At 58.9% G+C, this 18,464-nt stretch carries 16 protein-coding genes, 1 tRNA gene and 1 pseudogene; 8 read left to right on the top strand and 10 right to left on the bottom strand.

The features are described from left to right. Positions 1-118, top strand: a pseudogene (locus IIY41_RS02015) (IS5/IS1182 family transposase); the annotation flags it as partial. Positions 119-172: 54 nt separating this feature from the next. Here IIY41_RS02015 and IIY41_RS02010 read toward each other — a convergent pair. Then, positions 173-1,027, bottom strand: a complete 855-nt coding sequence (locus IIY41_RS02010; protein ID WP_287399447.1) for a hypothetical protein — start codon at positions 1,025-1,027, stop codon at positions 173-175. Between the two features lie 110 nt (positions 1,028-1,137). Here IIY41_RS02010 and IIY41_RS02005 point away from each other — a divergent pair, with 110 nt between their 5' ends. Continuing rightward, positions 1,138-1,467 carry a helix-turn-helix domain-containing protein gene (locus tag IIY41_RS02005; RefSeq protein ID WP_050005949.1) on the top strand — a complete coding sequence of 110 codons (330 nt, stop codon included), beginning with the start codon at positions 1,138-1,140 and terminating at the stop codon, positions 1,465-1,467. 238 nt (positions 1,468-1,705) lie between these two features. Here IIY41_RS02005 and spo0A read toward each other — a convergent pair whose 3' ends face one another. The 7 genes from spo0A to IIY41_RS01970 form a co-directional block, all read right to left on the bottom strand. Beyond that, positions 1,706-2,458 carry a sporulation transcription factor Spo0A gene (gene spo0A / locus IIY41_RS02000; protein ID WP_009323556.1) on the bottom strand — a complete coding sequence of 251 codons (753 nt, stop codon included), beginning with the start codon at positions 2,456-2,458 and terminating at the stop codon, positions 1,706-1,708. Between the two features lie 233 nt (positions 2,459-2,691). Then, positions 2,692-3,912, bottom strand: coding sequence for a SpoIVB peptidase (gene spoIVB, locus IIY41_RS01995; protein ID WP_287399444.1), 1,221 nt, complete (start codon positions 3,910-3,912; stop codon positions 2,692-2,694). A 175-nt stretch (positions 3,913-4,087) separates the two neighbouring features. Then, positions 4,088-4,864: an HAD-IC family P-type ATPase gene (locus IIY41_RS01990; protein WP_050005947.1), complete on the bottom strand. Its 777-nt coding sequence runs from the start codon at positions 4,862-4,864 to the stop codon at positions 4,088-4,090. A gap of 63 nt (positions 4,865-4,927) precedes the next feature. Further along, positions 4,928-6,514, bottom strand: coding sequence for a recombinase family protein (locus tag IIY41_RS01985; RefSeq protein WP_287399440.1), 1,587 nt, complete (start codon positions 6,512-6,514; stop codon positions 4,928-4,930). A gap of 38 nt (positions 6,515-6,552) precedes the next feature. Further along, positions 6,553-6,678: a hypothetical protein gene (locus IIY41_RS01980; protein WP_009323552.1), complete on the bottom strand. Its 126-nt coding sequence runs from the start codon at positions 6,676-6,678 to the stop codon at positions 6,553-6,555. A 128-nt stretch (positions 6,679-6,806) separates the two neighbouring features. After that, complete coding sequence (locus IIY41_RS01975; protein WP_055081082.1) at positions 6,807-8,147, bottom strand: replication-associated recombination protein A; 1,341 nt, start codon at positions 8,145-8,147, stop codon at positions 6,807-6,809. A 77-nt stretch (positions 8,148-8,224) separates the two neighbouring features. Continuing rightward, complete coding sequence (locus IIY41_RS01970; protein WP_055081083.1) at positions 8,225-9,001, bottom strand: helix-turn-helix domain-containing protein; 777 nt, start codon at positions 8,999-9,001, stop codon at positions 8,225-8,227. Positions 9,002-9,152: 151 nt separating this feature from the next. Here IIY41_RS01970 and IIY41_RS01965 point away from each other — a divergent pair, with 151 nt between their 5' ends. Continuing rightward, the gene (locus tag IIY41_RS01965; protein WP_287399436.1) at positions 9,153-9,407 is read left to right on the top strand and encodes a hypothetical protein; all 255 of its coding nucleotides are present in this window, start codon (positions 9,153-9,155) and stop codon (positions 9,405-9,407) included. A gap of 333 nt (positions 9,408-9,740) precedes the next feature. On the opposite strand, the gene IIY41_RS01960 is transcribed toward IIY41_RS01965, so the two are convergent. Beyond that, complete coding sequence (locus IIY41_RS01960) at positions 9,741-11,003, bottom strand: glycosyltransferase family 2 protein (RefSeq protein WP_055081086.1); 1,263 nt, start codon at positions 11,001-11,003, stop codon at positions 9,741-9,743. Positions 11,004-11,172: 169 nt separating this feature from the next. On the opposite strand from IIY41_RS01960, the gene IIY41_RS14060 reads away from it, so the two are divergent. After that, complete coding sequence (locus IIY41_RS14060) at positions 11,173-13,182, top strand: cation-translocating P-type ATPase (protein WP_083833781.1); 2,010 nt, start codon at positions 11,173-11,175, stop codon at positions 13,180-13,182. Here the strand turns inward: IIY41_RS14060 and IIY41_RS01950 are convergent. Beyond that, positions 13,141-13,217 (bottom strand) — tRNA-Arg (locus IIY41_RS01950). The two genes, IIY41_RS14060 and IIY41_RS01950, sit on opposite strands and share 42 nt — an antisense overlap. Before the next feature lie 210 nt (positions 13,218-13,427). Between IIY41_RS01950 and IIY41_RS01945 the strand changes: the two genes are divergently transcribed. The 4 genes from IIY41_RS01945 to IIY41_RS01930 all read left to right on the top strand — a co-directional run. Beyond that, complete coding sequence (locus IIY41_RS01945) at positions 13,428-14,816, top strand: TrkH family potassium uptake protein (protein WP_009324380.1); 1,389 nt, start codon at positions 13,428-13,430, stop codon at positions 14,814-14,816. A 436-nt stretch (positions 14,817-15,252) separates the two neighbouring features. Beyond that, positions 15,253-16,932, top strand: a complete 1,680-nt coding sequence (locus IIY41_RS01940; RefSeq protein ID WP_009324381.1) for a 2-isopropylmalate synthase — start codon at positions 15,253-15,255, stop codon at positions 16,930-16,932. 53 nt (positions 16,933-16,985) lie between these two features. Then, the gene (gene leuC / locus IIY41_RS01935) at positions 16,986-18,251 is read left to right on the top strand and encodes a 3-isopropylmalate dehydratase large subunit (protein ID WP_287399429.1); all 1,266 of its coding nucleotides are present in this window, start codon (positions 16,986-16,988) and stop codon (positions 18,249-18,251) included. A 14-nt stretch (positions 18,252-18,265) separates the two neighbouring features. Further along, a partial coding sequence (locus IIY41_RS01930; RefSeq protein WP_502709812.1) for a 3-isopropylmalate dehydratase small subunit occupies positions 18,266-18,464 on the top strand: 199 nt, incomplete at its 3' end.

Below are 18,464 nucleotides of genomic sequence, written 5' to 3'. Positions count from 1 at the left end.
TTTTTTGCACCTGAAACGTTGGCGAGGCATTGCTACTCGATATGCAAAAACTACAACATCTTTTCTGGCTGCTGTGCAAATTCGTTGCATTGCTATTTGGTGTACTGTTTTGACCTGATCTTGTGTAGACACTATTTAGAAAACTCTCAAGACACCCTAAGCTCTGAAAACATCAATATTCTTCAATCATTATAAGCATATCCTCGAGTATATTTCTTATGTTTTCCGTCATATCTTTTGCGTCCTCCAGCAATAATATTTGTCCTTGCAGATACTCTTTCACAGCACTTTTCCCCTGTTCCAACAATGCCGAATCACTGTCTTTGAACCCTTGAGCAAAAATCATATAGCTCTCAGCTGACTGCTTGTAAAAATCATACAGTTCTTGCATACGGTATCCTTCTAATCCCATCTCTTCAACTTTCTGTACTGTCTGCATACAGCTATCTGCACACGCATACAAAGCCTCTGCTATATAGCCTGTGTCCGCCAAACCGTTGTTATATAGTTTCACTGCCACTTCAAAATGTTTGTATGATTCAACAGTATCATCATTTTCTAATACTTCTCTGAATGATGCCGAGGGTACAAATTTTTCCAATTCCAGAGCCTTATCAATTAAGGGAGTCAGCTGCTGTGCACCAACAGCAGACGCTAAACTTTTCAGTTCGTGTACTTTATCAAATGGAGTGGTCGACTTAACTTCTGATATCAAATCGCTTTGAGCAACAAACCAATTAAAGCCCTCCCGCATTAAGCTTTGTTTCACTTCACTTTGAACAAATTGCCGCGTTTTTTCGTTTAATGAGCAATATATCTCTTCTGCTTCGGCAAACTCTCCTTGTAAGATTTTCGACAAAAGAGTGGTCAACATCTCCTGGCGATGTTGCTCTTGCTGTCGAGTGAATACCACTCCTGCGACCACCCCCAAAACAACTAGAGCAGTTATAATAACCACGCACCCTATTCTCCATTTCCTCTTTGTACCTGCATGTTGTGGAACAATTGTTTTTTCGTTTGTCTCCATGATTATTCCTCCCACAATATTATTAATCATGAATCCTTTTAGGATTCTTATTCGATTATAACATTTCAAAATCGGATTTACAATTAAATAAAGGAAAATGGAGGTGTGAAATGGTCGATTATAAACGTCTTGGAGAGCGGATTGCCCAAACGCGAAAATCGCAAAAGCTATCGCAGGAAAAATTGGCAGAGCTTGCCGACATTACTGCTACCAACCTTTCCCATATTGAACGAGGTAAAATAAAAACCAGTATCGAAACGCTTGTTGCAATAGCAAACGCTCTTAACGTGACCTCTAATGACCTTTTGTGCGACAGCTTGAACCATTCCACCCAAGAGCTAAAAAACCAAATTGCAGCCTGTCTGGACGGTTGCACAATGCAGGAATTGCATCTTATAGCCGATGTTGCCGCCGCTGTAAAAAAGAGAATGAGAGAATAAAAAAGACGTGTCGCATCTGCGGCACGTCCTTTTTTCGCCTCAAATTCTCACCCTTTTGCAACGCAACAAAAAACTCCTCTCATTACAGGGCGGTCCACACCCAATAAATCAAGGAGTTTATAGGTTCTGTCAAAAACAGTTTATCGTTTTGAATGTTGGCTCACGGCCGTAAATCTTGTATAACCGCATTTGCCGCCGTTTCTCGCTGTGCTTCAAAAACGGCTGTGTCAAACCGTTTTCACGCCGTGCGGTGGCTCTTTTTGTCCAGCCGCATCTTGTCCGCTATCATGGCGATGAATTCCGAATTCGTCGGCTTGCCCCGCAGGTTGTGGATCGTATAGCCGAAATAGCTGTTCAGCGTGTCCACATCGCCGCGGTCCCACGCCACCTCAATGGCGTGGCGGATGGCCCGCTCCACACGGCTGGCCGTGGTGCCGTTGCGCTTTGCGATCTCCGGATACAGGCGCTTTGTAACGCTGTTGATATAATCCTGGTTTTCCATTGTCATCAGGATGGCGTCCCGCAGGAACTGGTAGCCCTTGATGTGCGCAGGCACGCCGATCTGGTGCAGGATCTCCGTCACGGTGCACTCGTCGTCCACCACAGGCTGTGCAGCCGCATGGCGGCCCGCCGCCGTGCGGGCACGCGCCGCCAGCACCTCGGGGTCAAAGGGTTTTTGGAAGTAGAACGAAAAGCCTTTTTTCATCATTTCGCTTTCCAGCGCATCGTCCGTGAAACTGCCGGTGACGAAAAACACGGTCTTTCCGCCGCCTGCTTCGTCGTACCGCTGTTTTACCGTCAGCGCGTCCAGGCCAGGCATGAACGCATCCAGCAGCACGGCATCCGGCTTTTCCGCCGAAAGGGCCGCCAGCGCCTTCGCACCGTCCTTTTCACACACTGTCACCGCGATGTCCTGCGCCGCCAGCGTCTCGGCGCACAGCCTGGTAAGCTCCGGGGATAATTCCGTCATCAGCAGTTTAACTTGTTCCATTTTTTCGTTCCTCCATATGGTTATTTCTCTCAGGTTCGAGGGTTTCCCGCTCATTTCCTCAACGACCTAAATTCTACCATATATTCCCATATAATGCAACAGTTTCCATGAAAAAATTTCCATATTTGGTAAGAAAAATCTGTTTCGACACAAAATACAGTGGTTTGGCAAAAGCCGCTGTTTCCGGCCCAAAAACGCGCAGCACCGCACATCCCGGGCTTTTTCGCGCTTTTTTACGCCGCCTCGCGCTGGGCCGCCGCATCTGCAGACTGCACCATATTTTCCGCAAAAATGCCGTAGCCCCGGGTGGGGTCGTTTACCAGCACATGCGTCACCGCGCCCACCAACCGGCCGTCCTGCAGGATGGGGCTGCCGCTCATGCCCTGCACGATGCCGCCTGTGGCGGTGAGCAGGCGGGGGTCTGTCACGCGCACCACCATGTTGCGGTTGGGATTGTCAGACGAAAGAGCGATTTTTTCAATGACGGCGGTATAACGCTTCGGCTCCTGGCCTTCAATGGTCGTAATGATCTCCGCATCTCCGGTCTTGACCTCCTGCGCCAGAGCGGCCTCGGCTTCAATGCCTTTCATATAGCTTTTCACACTGCCGTAAACGCCGGTCTCGCCGTTCACGGTGATGGTCCCCGTCGATACGCTGGTAAGGAAACGGCCTTTCAGCTCGCCGGGGCTGCCCGCGCTGCCCGCCACCGCGCCCGTGATCTCCACCGGCACGATCTCGCCCTTGAGCAGCGAAATCGTGGTGCCCGTATCCACATCGTGGATGGAATGCCCCAAACCCGCGAAAGTGCCCGTGGTGTTGTCCACAAAAGTGAGCGTGCCGATGCCTGCGGAGGAATCCCGCACCCACATGCCTGTGCGCCAACTGTCGGTGGTGGAATCCTTCACAGCGGTAAGCAGCACGGATTTCTCCACGCCGTCCCGCACATAGACCACCTCGGCGGGCGCGCCCGCCAGTCCCTGCAGCGCCGCCGCCACATCCTCATTTGTTTTGGTGTCCCTCCCCGCGATGGAGGTAATAACGTCGCCCATGCGCAGGCCGGCCGTTTTGGCCGGATTCTGATACCCCGTGGACGTGTAAATATCGCTGAAGCCTACTACCATCGCGCCGTTGGCGAACATTTTGATGCCGAAGGGCGTACCGCACACCTGTACCACACGCCGCTCCACCACCTGCGCGCGCACGGTCTTTACCGGCACGATTCCCGCGATGGTAAGGTCCGCGTTATAGGACGAGCCCCCCGAAAGGCCCGCCACCTCGCCTGTGGATGCGGCCGCGGCCGCGCGCACGAACGGCATGCCCGCAATGGCAATGTCCCCGCCCGCCGTCACAAGAAAGGTGTCGGGCAGAAGCGTGCCGATGTACAATGCGAAGATAAATACGATCACCACGCATCCGGACGTGATAAAGCAGCTCCATTTGATGAATTTTTCCAAAGTGGTTCCCTCCCTTGCGCCCGCGGCCTGGCAAACGCCCTCCCGCCACTGTATGCGCAATGTTCCGTTTTTGTTAGTATTCGCACGGAAACAGGGAAATAAACACGGGAAAAACACTCTGTACACGAAAAAGCGCGCCGGACGAAGAATTCGTCCGGCGCGCTCCGATGCTTTTTTACAGGAACAGCTTTTTGACGCGCCGCAGCACGGCCATGATGACCGGCCCCGCCAGCACCGCAATGGCAACAGGCACAAGGTCCGCGCCCAGCACGGCCGCCGTGCCGAAAAAGCCTTGGACCATGGGCAGATACACGCTGACTACCGTTGCGGCCACGGAGGTAAATGCCGCCGCCAGCAGCGCCGGGTTGCCACGGAAATCCAGCCCCTCTCCCCTGCATTCAAAAATATGTAGCATCTGGGAAAACACAATGGTCAAAAAGCACGCGCTGCGGGCAACGATCAGGTCTCCGCTGGTGGCCAGAACGGCCCAGTATGCCCCGCAGGAGGCCATGCCCAGCATCATGCCGCGTATGACGATGGTGCGCGCCAGCCCGTGGGCGAACAATCCCTCCGTTTTTGGGCGCGGCTTGCGCTTCATAATGTCGCGGGCCGGCGGCTCCATGCCCAGCGCGATGGCGGGCAGGCCGTCGGTGAACAGGTTCACCAACAGGATCTGGATGGGCAGCAGCGTCACGGGCAGATGCAGCAGCATGCCGAACAGCATTCCCAGCACCTCGCCCAAATTGGAAGTGAGCAGGAACCGGATGAACCGGCGGATGTTCTGGTAGATGACGCGGCCCTCCTCGACGGCGGCCACAATGGTTGCGAAATTATCGTCCAGGATGACGACGCCCGAAGCCTCCTTCGTCACGTCCGTCCCCGTGATCCCCATGGCGACGCCGATATCCGCCTCTTTTACGGCCGGAGCGTCATTGACGCCGTCTGCCGTCATTGGGGAATGCCACCTGGCGGGACGGCATATGTACTCTCCCCCGCTGCGTCCGCGCTGCGCGGGTCAAAACCTCCAGCGTATCTCCAGCGGAACGGGCCTGCGCTGGCGCTCCGGCCTGCCCACCAGCACGGCCTCCACCATACATTCGGCCATCTCGTCCGTCAGCACATCGGCCCGGGCATATTTTTTCACCAGCTGCTCCGCCGTCACGCACTGCGCCGCCTGCTCCGCCGCCGCACCGCGTTCCCGCTCCGCCGCCGCCAGCTCTTTTCCCAATCGGGCGATCTCCGCCTCAAACGCAGCGCTCAGCTCCGCGAACTGTGCAGCCGTGACAGCGCCGTCCACGCGGTCCTCATACAGCGCTTTGCGGCAGGCGCGCTGGCGTGCCAGCGCCTGCTCCAGCCGGGCGGCGCGCAGCGCCAGCTGTTCCTGCCTGTGCGCCGCAGCCTCCGGCGGACGCAGATGCCGCGCCAGATATTCCCGGTCCAGATACCGCGCCATGCAGTCCTGCAGCGCCTCCAGCACACACTGCGCGGCCTCGTCCCGCCGGATGCTCACACCCGGGCAGCGCTCCGGGGCCACAGCGTGGGTGCGGCACCGCAGGTATTTTCCCGCACGGCCGTATTTGCTTTGCAGCTTTCCGCCGCACAGCGCGCAGCGGCATTTTCCCGCCAGCGCGTCCCGCCTGCCTTCCCTGCGCTGCTCCGCTCCCCCCTCCGCCAGCTTCCGCTGAACGGCCTCCCATGTTTCCGTGTCGATGACCGCCGCATGGGTTCCCTGCACCACGGCCCGGCGCTCGGGCGGCAAGCGGCGCAGTCGCTTGCTTTTGTAGCTGATTTTCTCGTTGACATGCTGCACAGTGGTTCCTGTGTACACCTGCTTTTTCAGGATGCCCAGCACCGTGGAATCGCTCCAAAGCTCTGCCAGCGCGGTGGAGCGGCCCCGGTTGAAAGCCGGGTTGTTCTGCTTTTTGTATGCGCTTGGATTCGGCACCTGTTCCCGGTTGAGCTGTGCCGCAATGCGTGAAGCGCCCCAGCCGGAAAGGTACAGCGCATAGATGCGCCGCACCACCGCCGCCGCCGGCTCGTCCACAAGCAGGCGGTGTTTGTCCTGCGGGTCCTTCCGGTATCCGTAAGAGGCAAAGCTGCCCACGAACTCCCCCTGCCGCCGCTTTGCGTCCAGCACGGTGCGGATATTCTGGGACATATCCTCCAGATACCATTCGTTCACCAGCCCATTGATCTGCCTGGCCTTTTTGTTGCCACGATTTGCGGTGTCGGCGTTGTCGGCATAGCCCACAAAGCGCACGTTCCATTCCACGAACAGGCCGTGGATGTATTTTTCCACCAGCTCCATCTCGCGGGTGAAGCGGCTCTGGCTTTTGCACAGCACGATGTCGAAGCAGCCCCTGCGCGCATCCTCCAGCAAACGGTTGAACTGGGGGCGTTCCCTGTCGCTGCCCGTATAATCGTCGTCGCTGTAAATATTGTATATCTGCCAGCCTTGCTCTACCGCGTACCGTACCAGCATGGACTTCTGGTTCTGGATGCTGCGGCTGTCCTGCCCGGGGTCTGCCTTGTCCGCGTCCTCCTCCGACAGGCGGCAGTAAATGGCGGCGCGCGGCGCATCGCCCGCGGCCCTGCTCTGCATATCCATCCCCCTCCCTCTGCCGGTGCGGGTCCGTCGCGTCAGGGAGCCTGCGCGGCGCGCTGTTCGGAACGCTCAATGACCTGCAGCCAAAGCTCATTGAAGCGCAGCCTGCGCGCTTCCTCCTCAGGCTCAGTCTCCCGCTTCGCTGTCTCCTGCGGTTCCATGCGGCACGTCCCCTTTTCCGGTGTTTTGTTAAACGGTATGCACCGACGCTGTGGGATATGCCCGGCGGTCCTGTGTGCGGAAAACGCCCCGCGCCGGTATACAAACGGCGCGGGGCGTTTCATTCTTCTTATTCTTTTTCCCGGGGCTTGCGGTGCGCGGCGCGCCAGGCTTCGATCTGTGCCAGCCGCCCGGCCACACGGGCTTCGCTGCCCTGCTCCGTGGGCACATAGTAGTGCCGGCCCTGCAAAGAATCCGGCAGACACTGCATATCCGTTAGCTTGTCCTGTGCGTCGTGGGCATACTGGTACCCCTCACCGTAGTGCAGCTCTTTCATCAAACGTGTGGGCGCGTTGCGGATGACCAGCGGCACCGGCTCGTCCAGCATTTCCAGAGCGTCCTTTTTTGCGGTCTCGTAAGCTTTGTACAGCGCATTGGATTTGGGTGCGGCGGAAAGGTACACCGCCGCATGCGTCAGATGTACCGTACACTCCGGCATACCCAAAAAGTGGCACGCCTGATATGCCGCCACGCAGATCTCCAGCGCACGGCTGTCGGCCAGGCCCACATCTTCGCTGGCAAAGCGCACCAGGCGGCGCGCCACATACAGCGGGTCCTCCCCCGCCTCCAGCATCCGGGCCAACCAGTATACCGCAGCGTCCGGGTCGCTGTTGCGCATGGATTTGTGCAGCGCTGAGATAAGATTGTAGTGCTCCTCGCCGTGCTTATCATACAAAAGAGATTTTTTTGATATACACTGCTCCAGCGTTTCCATGGGCACAACGGTGCTTCCGTCGGGCAGGATGTCACCGTTGAGCACCACCATCTCCAACGTATTCAGCGCCGTGCGCGCGTCCCCGTTGGCAAAATTGGCGATCATCTCCAGCATGCCCTCTGCCAGCTCCACCCGCCTGCCGCCGAAGCCGCGCGGGTCTGTCAGCGCCCGGCGCAGCAGCTCCGTAAGCTCCCCGGCCGAAAGACCGTGCAGCACAAACACCTTGCACCGGGACAAAAGCGCCGAGTTGATCTCGAACGAAGGGTTTTCCGTGGTGGCGCCGATGAGGATGATGCTTCCCTTTTCCACAAAGGGCAGAAACGCATCCTGCTGCGCTTTGTTGAAGCGGTGGATCTCGTCCACGAACAGGATGGTCTGTTCGCCGAAGCGGCGGTTCGCCTCGGCCGTCTGCATCACTTCCTTGATCTCTTTGATACCGCTTGTCACGGCGCTGAAATCAATGAAATTTGCCTTCGTCCTGTTGGCGATGATGCGCGCAAGCGTCGTTTTGCCCACGCCAGGCGGCCCCCAGAACACCATGGAGGGCACACGGTCGCCGTCTATGAGCTGGCGCAGCACCTTGCCCTCGCCCAGAAGATGCCTCTGGCCCTCAAATTCCTCCAGGGTTCGCGGGCGCATCCTGCTGGCCAGCGGCCGCCCCGTGTCTGTTTCCCCAAACAATGTCTGTTGTATCATACGCCGTGCCTCCCCGCTCTTTCCCGTGTTTTGCCGGCCGCGCAGGCGGCCGGTGTGCGTTCATTTTATCATATCCGTCACGGAAGCTCTATGCCCGTATCCGCCTGGAGCACGCCGGTGACAACGCCGATACACCGCAGTACGTCTCCCGCGCGCACCGTAACGTTGGATACGCTGCGGTTGATCGTGTCCAGGCGGCACAGGCCCCGCGCCTGATACAGGCGGCGGACATAGCTCGCTTCTCCCAGCGCAAAAACACCGATCTCACCATGGAGCGCCCGCCCCCGCCGCACCCCCAGCACAGTGCCCTGGGGATACAGGGGTTCCAGCGCCGCGCTCCACATCGCCACGGCAAAATCGGCCTCACGGGCGGCCGGACAATCGCGCACCCGGATGCGCTGCGCCGTCATCGTCCCAATGGACACAGCGCTGTCCATCGGAAAAGACGGCAGATAGCAGAACAGCTCCCGCGTCGGGCCGCCTTCCCTATGCTCCGCGCGCATCTCATACATTGTCTCCAGTGTTTTTGTGAAAAAATCGCGCTCATAGGTGCTAAGCTCCCGCAGCATCTCCAGCATGTCTCGCTCCCGGGCGCTGATGGCAAACATCCCCTGTTCCTCCACATATGCGCCCACCTCGAATTCAGTGCCCAAAACAGCCGCATCGGTAAAATAGCGCACAGGCACGCCGAACGCCCGCGCCACACGCTCCATCGTCTCCAGGGCGGGACGCCGGGTCGCCCCATTCAGCAGCTTATTCAACGTTCCCGTCGCTACGCCGGAACGCTGGGACAGCATTTCTGTCGTCAGGCCGTCTCGTTTTTTCAGGTAAGCCATGCGTTTGGCCAGGTTCATCTGCTGCACCTCCCCGTTCCACTTTAACCGCAAACGGTTAATTATGCAAGCGGATTCGTCAAATTTCGCCTTAATAATTGACAAAAAAAGGAAACTCCGTATGATGATACCTATATCAGAAGATATCAACACGGAGGAGGAACTCGGAACAATGAACCTGGAAGCCCCTGTATACGAGTGTTATTCTCATGGAGCGGCCTTTGGCGTTCGCCTGCCGTCCGGCGAACAGACGGCGGCGCTGTTTGCGGACATCCGCGCCGCCCAGGCCGTTGCGGACTATTTTACCGCGGCGGAACTTGCGCCGGAGCATCTGTCCTGCGTGATGGAAGACCTGTGCTATGCCGTCCGCACGCTGCCGCGCCTGTTCACCTACGCGGAGCTGTCCGGCCTGCATGCGCCGGACTGAACGCGCTCTGTTCAAAACACAAAAAACGAGGGACACAGCCAAAGGCCGTGTCCCTCGTTTCAGCTTGGTGAAAAAGCTTCGCTTTTGCGCCAAGCTGCCTACGAACAGGGCCTGCGGCCCCGTTCGCCGCGCACGGCGCGGGGTTATTTTAAATGAAAAAGGGGTTCACCACCCCTTTTTCAAACTTTTTCCCCGGACGCTTCTTTTCCTTCTTTGCATTTTTTGACGGTCTGAAACGCGGGACACAGCCAAAGGCCGTGTCCCGCGTTTTTCCATTGCTCCTGCTCCGCAATAAAAGCCCATCCCGATGGTCTGAGACGGCCGCCGCCCGTCTCAGGCGGTGCGCATGTCCTCCAGCCTCTTTGCGCTGGTATGCGCGATGGGTTCCCATTTTTCCTGCTTTTTCACAAAGCTCAGCAGCGTGAGCACCATCTGGCTCATCAGGAACACCCAGTAAGCCAGAATGCCCTTGGCCATGCCGGAAAGCGATTCATTCTTCAGCGCCACGGTGAACGCGGCGAATACCGCCGAGCCCACCACGCTCGCCACAAAGCCGCCGGCCGTCATCAGCGCCGCCAGCATCATGCCGTGCAGCATGATGCCGCCAAAGGTGATGCCGCTGCCCAACAGCGTGAGCACCAGCCCCGCGAGCCCCAGCACTACGCTGGCAAGCTGCACCATCGGCACGAGGAACGTGAGGTACATGTCCAGACAGATCAAGCTGCCGTGCAGTACAAAGCTGCTGAACAGGCCGTGGCCGTAATTCTGCAGCCCCTGCAGGCTGCCGGTCGTCCAGCGGCGGCGCTGCTTCCAGCTCTGGCGGAATGTAAGGGGCTGCTCGTCATAGATGAGGGCCTCGGGCACAAAGTGCACACGTTCGCCCAGCATGGCGCACTGGGCGCTGAATTCATAATCCTCTGTCATGGTAACCGTGTGCCAGCCGCCCAAACGGCGCAGCAGCGCAGTGGCAACGGCAAAGCCGCTTCCGTTCACCAGCGCGGAGAGGTGCAGCGCGCTGCGCGCACCATTGTAGAAACGGTTCAGCATCCAGTAGCAGATAGAATAACAGCCGGAGATCGCGCTCTGTTCGGGATTCTTGCTGTCGCGGAAACCCTGCGCCACCTGTGCGCCGCTCACCAGCGCATCGTTCATACGCGCCAGGAACTGGCCGTCCACCAGATTGTCCGCATCAAAAACGCACATGGCATCGAACTCCTCCGCCAGCACGATTTTATCCACCACCTGGGTGAGCACCTCGCCCTTGCTGCGGATGACTCCCTCCGGACGGAAAATGCGCGCGCCGCGCCCGGCAGCCACTGCCTCGGTGTCGTCGGTGCAGTTGTTGGGCGCGACGATCACCTCATACAGCTCGCGGGGATAATCCTGCCCATACAGGCTGTCCACCAGATGGCCAATCACCGCCGCCTCGTTGCGTGCCGCCACCACAAGTGCAAAGCGTTTTTCAGGCTTCGCCTGGGGCGCCGCAGGCAGTTTTTTGCGCAGGCCGAACAGTGCGACCACACCGAAATAAACGGCGTACAGGCAAAGCGGGATGCTCAGCACAAAAACGATCCGTGTCAGAATCAAAGTCACCATTTGGGGTTCATCTCCTTTAAAGGGCCGAAGCCCGGTAAATTCCATGTTTTTTTCATTCCATGCCTATAATACGAGACAGCGGCCGATTTGTCTGCAAAATCGGGAGAAATTTTCAGAAAAATTTTCGTCCGGCATAGCGCGGCGCATTTTTTCATAAGTTTTAGCAATCATGGGCCTCTTTGCCCAAATCAAAAAAGGGGAGAAACGCATGCTGCAAAACACATCCGCGGGCTTGTCCGAAGCCGAGGCAAAAGCCCGCCTTGCGAAAGTGGGCGAAAACCGCCTGCGCGGGAAAAAGGGAGCCAGCGTGGCCGCCATGTTCTTCTCGCAGTTCAAGGACCTGATGATCCTGATCCTGGCGGCCGCCACGCTCGTCTCCGTGCTGATGGGCGAGGGCACGGAGGCCATTACCATAATAATCATCGTGCTGATGAACGCCACCATGGGCTTTTTGCAGGAATACCGCACGGAAAAAACGCTGGAAGCGCTGAAAGAGCTTTCGGCGCCCACGGCGCGCGTGCGCCGCGGCGGCAGGGAGCTGGAGGTCGGCGCGCGCACCGTGGTGCCCGGCGACGTGCTGCTGTTCGAAGCGGGCGATAAGGTGGCGGCGGACTGCACGCTGCAGACCGGCGTGCAGATATCGTGCAACGAGGCCATGCTCACGGGCGAAAGCCTTCCCGCCGCAAAACAGCCCGGAGACAGGCTGTACATGGGCTGCATTGTGATGACGGGCCGGGGCGAAGGCGTGGTGACGGCCACCGGCATGGAGACCGAGATGGGAAAGATCGCCGGGATGATGGAAACCGCCGGCGAGGAGCCCACCCCCCTGCAGCTCAAGCTCAAACAGCTGGGACGGTTCGTGGCCGTGGCCTGCGTCACCATCTGTCTGGCCGTCGGCTTTCTGGGCTTTTTGCAGGGCAACGATTTTCTGGAGATGCTTCTCACAGGCATCTCCCTCGCCGTAGCCGCCATCCCCGAGGGCCTGCCCGCCATCGTAACCATCACGCTGGCGCTCAGCGTCAACCGCATTTTGCGGCGCGGCGCCGTCATCCGCAAGCTGCACGCTGTGGAAACACTGGGCTGCGCAGGCGTTATCTGCACAGACAAAACCGGCACCATCACGCAGAACAAAATGACAGTACAGCGCATCTGGGTGCCCGGACGCACGCTGAACGTCTCGGGCAGCGGCTACAGAGCGCAGGGCGCCGTGGAGGAAAACGGCCGCCCCGTACAGGCCGCGCGGGACGCGGCGCTGGGAAGACTGTGCGAGGCCGCCTCCCTGTGCACCACCGCGCACATTACCCGCGCCAAAGACGGCTACGACGTGATGGGCGACCCGACCGAGGTTGCCGTGCTGGTGGCCGCCGCCAAGGCCGGCGTAACAAAAGAGGCGCTGCTGCAGCAATATACCGTCACGGGCGAAAACCCATTCGACGCCGCACGCAAACGCATGAGCGTGACCGTGAGCGGCCCCGGCGGCGCACGCCTGCTGTGCAAGGGCGCGCCCGATATGCTGCTGGCCCGCTGTACGCATATCGCAACCCCCGCAGGTCCGCGGCTGCTGGCCCCGCGGGACCGCGCCGATATCAACGCCGCCTGTGCCCGCATGGCGGGCGAAGCGCTGCGCGTGCTGGGCTTCGCGGAAAGCAGCACCCCCGCCGCCGGGGAGGAAAAGCTGTGCTTTTTGGGCCTGATGGGCATGCTGGACCCGCCCCGGCCCGAGGTGCGCCCCGCCGTACAGCGGTGCCGCGAGGCCGGCATCAAGCCTGTGATGATCACCGGAGATTACAAGGAAACAGCGCTGGCCATTGCCCGGGACGTGGGCATCGCCCGCGCGGGGGACGGCGTGCTCTCGGGCACGGAGCTGGACGCGCTGTCCGATTCGGAGCTTGCCGCGCGGTGCATGCGCGTCTCTGTTTACGCCCGCGTTTCCCCCGCCCACAAGCTTCGCATCGTGCGCGCATACAAGGCGGCGGGCCAGGTTGTCGCAATGACAGGAGACGGCGTCATCGGGCAATGCCACCTTGCCCCCGCCGCCGGGCGATGTACAGGATGCATGCCTCCAAAGGATACAGCAAAGCCGGAGGCCGCATTCAAAGCACCCTCCGGCTTTCCGCACGGACAACCGTATCCGGCATGGTGTCCCCGACTGGAATCGAACCAGCGGCCTAACGCTTAGGAGGCGTTCGCTCTATCCAACTGAGCTACGGAGACAAAACCGCCGCATTTCTGCAGCTATTCCATTATAAAGGCAGGGTAAAAAAATTGCAAGCCCGCGCTGCGAAATCGGCTTTTGTTCATTTCCTCCGCCTTTGGCGGTTGTATTTGGTCCGGAGGTAGTGTATATTAATAGCATGCAAAAAAACAGGCGGTTCCTGTTAATAACCTATTATTCTATGCAAACACGCAAAATGAGGTGTTCTGTTGAAGGGGTTTTCTCTGGCCGAGGCGCTTTCCCACAACGCCCGGCGCAAAAACACCAACCCTACCCGGTTGATCGTCAGCAGCTTTCTTGCCGTTATCCTGTGCGGCACGCTGCTGCTGATGCTGCCCGTCTCCAACCGGGACGGACAGATGCTGGACATGCTGGACGCCATGTTCACCGCTACCTCCGCCACCTGCGTGACGGGCCTTGTGGTATTTGACACCTACACGCAATTCTCCACGTTCGGCCAAGTAGTCATCCTGCTGCTCATTCAGGTGGGCGGGCTGGGGCTGGTAACGCTTACCACATTTTTCAACATTGCCGTCGGGCGTCGGCTGGGCTTCAAAAGCCTTCGCCTTGCCAGCGAGAGCATCAACCTTTCGGACGCCAGCCAGGCCCGGGCGCTGCTGCAGTTCGTTATGAAGGTCGCCTTTGTTTTCGAGGCCATCGGTGCGGCGCTGCTTGCTCTTGTGTTCGTCCCTCAGTTCGGTGCGGATGGTATTTTCATCTCGGTGTTCATTTCCATCTCGTCGTTCTGCAACGCGGGGTTCGATATCCTGGGCCGCGTCATGCCGGGCGGCAGCGTTATTCCTTATCAGAGCAATCCGTACGTTTTGGCTGTTATTTCACTGCTCATCATCAGCGGCGGACTGGGCTTTCTTGTCTGGCAGGACCTTTCGGCCTACCACCGTACACACCACCTGCGCACACACACAAAGCTGGTTTTGTGGATCACCGGCTGGCTGCTCCTGCTGGGCACTGCGGGCATCCTGTTCATGGAGTATAACAATCCGCTCACGCTGGGGCCGATGAACCTGTTCGACAAGATCACCAACGCGGCGTTCCAGTCTGTCTCCGCCCGCACAGCGGGCTACAACAGCATCCCGCTGGGGGATATGACGAATTTCACCAAGATCTTCATGTCTCTGCTCATGTTCATTGGCGCGGCGCCGGGCGGCACGGGCGGCGGCATCAAGGTCACCACGCTCAGCGTGGTGCTGCTGGCCGTGGCCAGCGTCGTCCGCGGCCGGGACGAGGCCATGATCTTCGGCCGCCGCATCGACCATAAAACCGTATATAAATCGCTCACCATCCTGATGCTCTCTCTGTTCGCTGTGATCGCTGCCTCCATGACGCTGTTCTACAATACCGGGCCGGAGCTGAACGAGGTGAACAGCGTGTTTGAAGCTGTGTCTGCCTTCGGCACCGTGGGGCTTTCAGTGGGTGTGACGCCTTTGATGAACCCCTTTGCCCGCGTGGTGACGATGCTGACGATGTTCATCGGCCGCGTGGGGCCTGTTTCGCTGGCCATCAGCCTTTCCGCCCGCAAGGACAGTGCCGCGGCACGCCGGGCCGTACAGCCCCAGGCGCACATCAATGTAGGCTGACAGCGCCGCACGCACGTCGGGCCGCGTATTTTTGCCCGGGATGCAAAAAATCTCTTGACAAACCTCGCGCGGGCCATTAAAATAATAGCAATATAAAAAATGCAACGACGGGGAAACCGCACACAGTCCCGAGCCGCAGAGAGCTGTTGGCTGGTGAAAAACAGCGCCGGGCGTGATGCGTACTGGCCCCCGAGCAGCAAGCTGAAATGCATTCGCAAAGTAGGCGCAGCCGGGTTTGACACCGTTATCATGTCAGGCTGTTCGCCTGTTTTGCAGGCTGATGGCACGAAGCGGCCGGGTGTTTCCCGGCAACAAGAGTGGTACCGCGAAGCTGATTTTTAAAGCTCCGTCTCTTGGCCCAAACGGCCATGAGACGGAGCTTTTTTCGTTCCCATGGCCATCCCCCAAAACCGAACAGGAAAAGGAGAATGGAACCATGATGCATGCAGACAAGTACAAACCCGGATATTTTCCCGCCCCCCGGTGCGAAATGCGCTGGGCAAAAAAAGACCACATTGAAAAACCGCCCATCTGGTGCAGCGTGGATCTGCGCGACGGCAACCAGAGCCTTATCGTACCCATGAGCCTGGAGGAAAAGCTGGATTTTTTCCGTTTTCTCGTCAAGCTGGGCTTCAAGGAGATCGAGGTCGGGTTCCCCGCCGCCAGCGAAACGGAGTACGAATTTCTGCGCGCGCTCATCGAACAGCACCTCATCCCGGACGACGTGACGGTGCAGGTGCTCACCCAGTGCCGCGACCATATCATCCGCAGAACCTTCGACGCCCTCAAGGGCGCGCCCAGCGCGGTGGTGCATTTCTACAATTCCACCAGCGTGGCGCAGCGCGAGCAGGTGTTTAAAAAATCGAAGGAGGAGATCAGGAAGATCGCCACGGACGGCGCGGCGCTCGTCAAGCAGCTCGCGGCCGAATACGAGGGCAATTTCCGCTTTGAATACAGCCCCGAAAGCTTCACGGGCACCGAACCGGAATACGCGCTGGAGGTCTGCAACGCGGTGCTGGACATTCTGGAGCCCACGGCGGAAAAGCCCGTTATCATCAACCTGCCCGTCACCGTGGCCATGAGCATGAGCCATGTGTATGCCAACCAGATCGAATACATGAGCGACAACCTGAAGTACCGTGAGCACGTCATCCTCAGCCTGCACCCGCACAACGACCGGGGCTGCGGCGTGGCCGACACCGAGCTGGGCCTGCTGGCCGGCGCGGACCGCGTGGAGGGCACGCTGTTCGGCAACGGCGAGCGCACGGGCAACGTGGACATCGTTACCGTCGCCATGAATATGTACAGCCACGGCGTGGACCCCGGGCTGGATTTTTCCGACATGCCCGCCATTGTTGCCGAATACGAAAAGGTCACGCGCATGCATGTATATGAGCGCGCCCCCTACGCCGGAGCGCTGGTGTTCGCAGCGTTCAGCGGCAGCCATCAGGACGCCATCGCCAAGGGCATGAAATGGCGCGAGGAGAAAAACCTTTACGAATGGACCGTCCCCTATCTTCCCATCGACCCCCACGACGTGGGCCGCGAATATGAAACGGACGTCATCCGCATCAACAGCCAGTCCGGCAAGGGCGGCATCGGATATATCCTGGAGCAGAATTACGGCTACGATCTGCCGCCCAAGATGCGCGAGGCGCTGGGCTACGCGGTGAAGGATGTCAGCGACCATCTGCACAAGGAGCTGAACCCCAAGGATGTTTACGGCATCTTTGAAAGCGAGTTTCTCAATAAAGAAACGCCCTTTGCCATTCCCGAGGCCCATTACATCCAGAAAGACGGCATTTACGCGATGGTCACCGTCACGGAAAACGACATTACCATGGAGTATACCGGCAAGGGCAACGGCCGCCTGGATGCGGTTTCCAACGCCATCAAAAAAGGCAGCGGACGGGATTTCTCGGTGCTCACCTACAAAGAGCACGCGCTGGAGACAGGCTCCACCAGCCACGCCGTGGCCTATGTGGGCCTGACGTGGGCCGACGGAGAAACCACATGGGGCGCGGGCCAGCACACGGATATCATGGTGGCCAGCGTCAAGGCACTGGCAAGCGCCATCAACAATCACGAATGGCGCCGGCAGAGCGAACTGTTTTGATTTGACGGAAACACCCGTCCAAAAAACACAACACCGGAGGGAGAAGCAAAACGATGGGAATGACAATGACACAGAAGATCCTGGCGGCGCATGCCGGGCTGGATTCCGTTGTATCGGGCCAGCTCATCATGGCAAAGCTGGATATGGTGCTGGGCAACGACATCACCAGCCCCGTGGCCATCAACGAATTTGAAAAGGCGGGCTTTGACGCCGTATTCGACAAAACAAAGATCAGCCTGGTGATGGACCATTTCGTCCCCAATAAGGACATCAAGGCCGCACAGCAGGCCAGGCAGAGCCGCATGTTTGCGGACAAATACGATATCCTGAATTTCTACGATGTGGGGGAAATGGGCATCGAGCACGCGCTGCTGCCCGAAAAAGGCCTTGTGGCCGCAGGCGACTGCGTCATTGGCGCGGACAGCCACACCTGCACCTACGGTGCACTGGGCGCGTTTTCCACAGGCGTGGGCAGCACGGACATGGCCGCTGGTATGGCCACGGGCCAGTGCTGGTTCAAGGTGCCCGCCGCCATCCGTTTCAACCTGACAGGCGCTTTACAGGGCCATGCCAGCGGCAAGGATGTGATCCTGCACATCATCGGCAGGATCGGCGTGGACGGCGCGCTTTATAAAAGCATGGAGTTCGGCGGGCCGGGGCTGGCCAGCCTTTCCATCGACGACCGCCTGTGCATGGCGAACATGGCCATCGAGGCCGGAGCAAAAAACGGCATTTTCGAGGTGGACGACGTGACCCGCGCCTACATGGACGGCCGGGCGCAGCACGCATATACCGTGTATGCTCCCGACGCAGACGCGCCATACGAGCAGGTAATCGACGTCGACCTTTCGGCCATCCGGCCTACAGTCGCCTTCCCCCATCTGCCCAAAAACACAAAGACCATCGACGAGGCTGCGGCGCTGAACGTGAAGATCGACCAGGTGGTCATCGGCAGCTGCACCAACGGACGCTTGTCCGACATGGCCGCGGCGGCGGCCATCCTCAAGGGCAGAAAGGTGGCCCGCCGCGTGCGCGCCATCGTCATTCCCGCCACGCAGCACGTCTATAAGGAGTGCATCCGGCTGGGCTATATGGACACGTTCATCGACGCGGGCTGCGTTGTGAGCACACCCACCTGCGGCCCCTGCCTGGGCGGCTACATGGGCGTTCTGGCCGAGGGCGAGCGCTGTGTTGCCACCACCAACCGCAACTTTGTTGGCCGCATGGGCCATACCGCCAGCGAAGTGTATCTCGCAAGCCCGGCCGTCGCCGCGGCAAGCGCCATTGCCGGGTACATCGCCAGCCCGGAGACAGTGTAAGGAGGAACGGCACAATGGTACAGGGCAAAGCACACAAATATCCCGACAATGTGGATACCGACGTCATCATCCCCGCGCGCTACCTGAACACGGCCGACCATAAGGAACTGGCCGCCCACTGCATGGAGGATATTGACGCGCAGTTCAAAAACAACGTAAGGCCCGGAGACGTGATGGCGGCGGGCTGGAACTTCGGCTGCGGCTCCTCCCGGG

It is taken from the genome of Ruthenibacterium sp., from assembly GCF_017421385.1.
Classification (GTDB): domain Bacteria; phylum Bacillota; class Clostridia; order Oscillospirales; family Ruminococcaceae; genus Ruthenibacterium; species Ruthenibacterium lactatiformans.
Note: the sequence above shows the minus strand (reverse complement) of the source record. Positions and strands in the feature narration are given on the sequence as shown.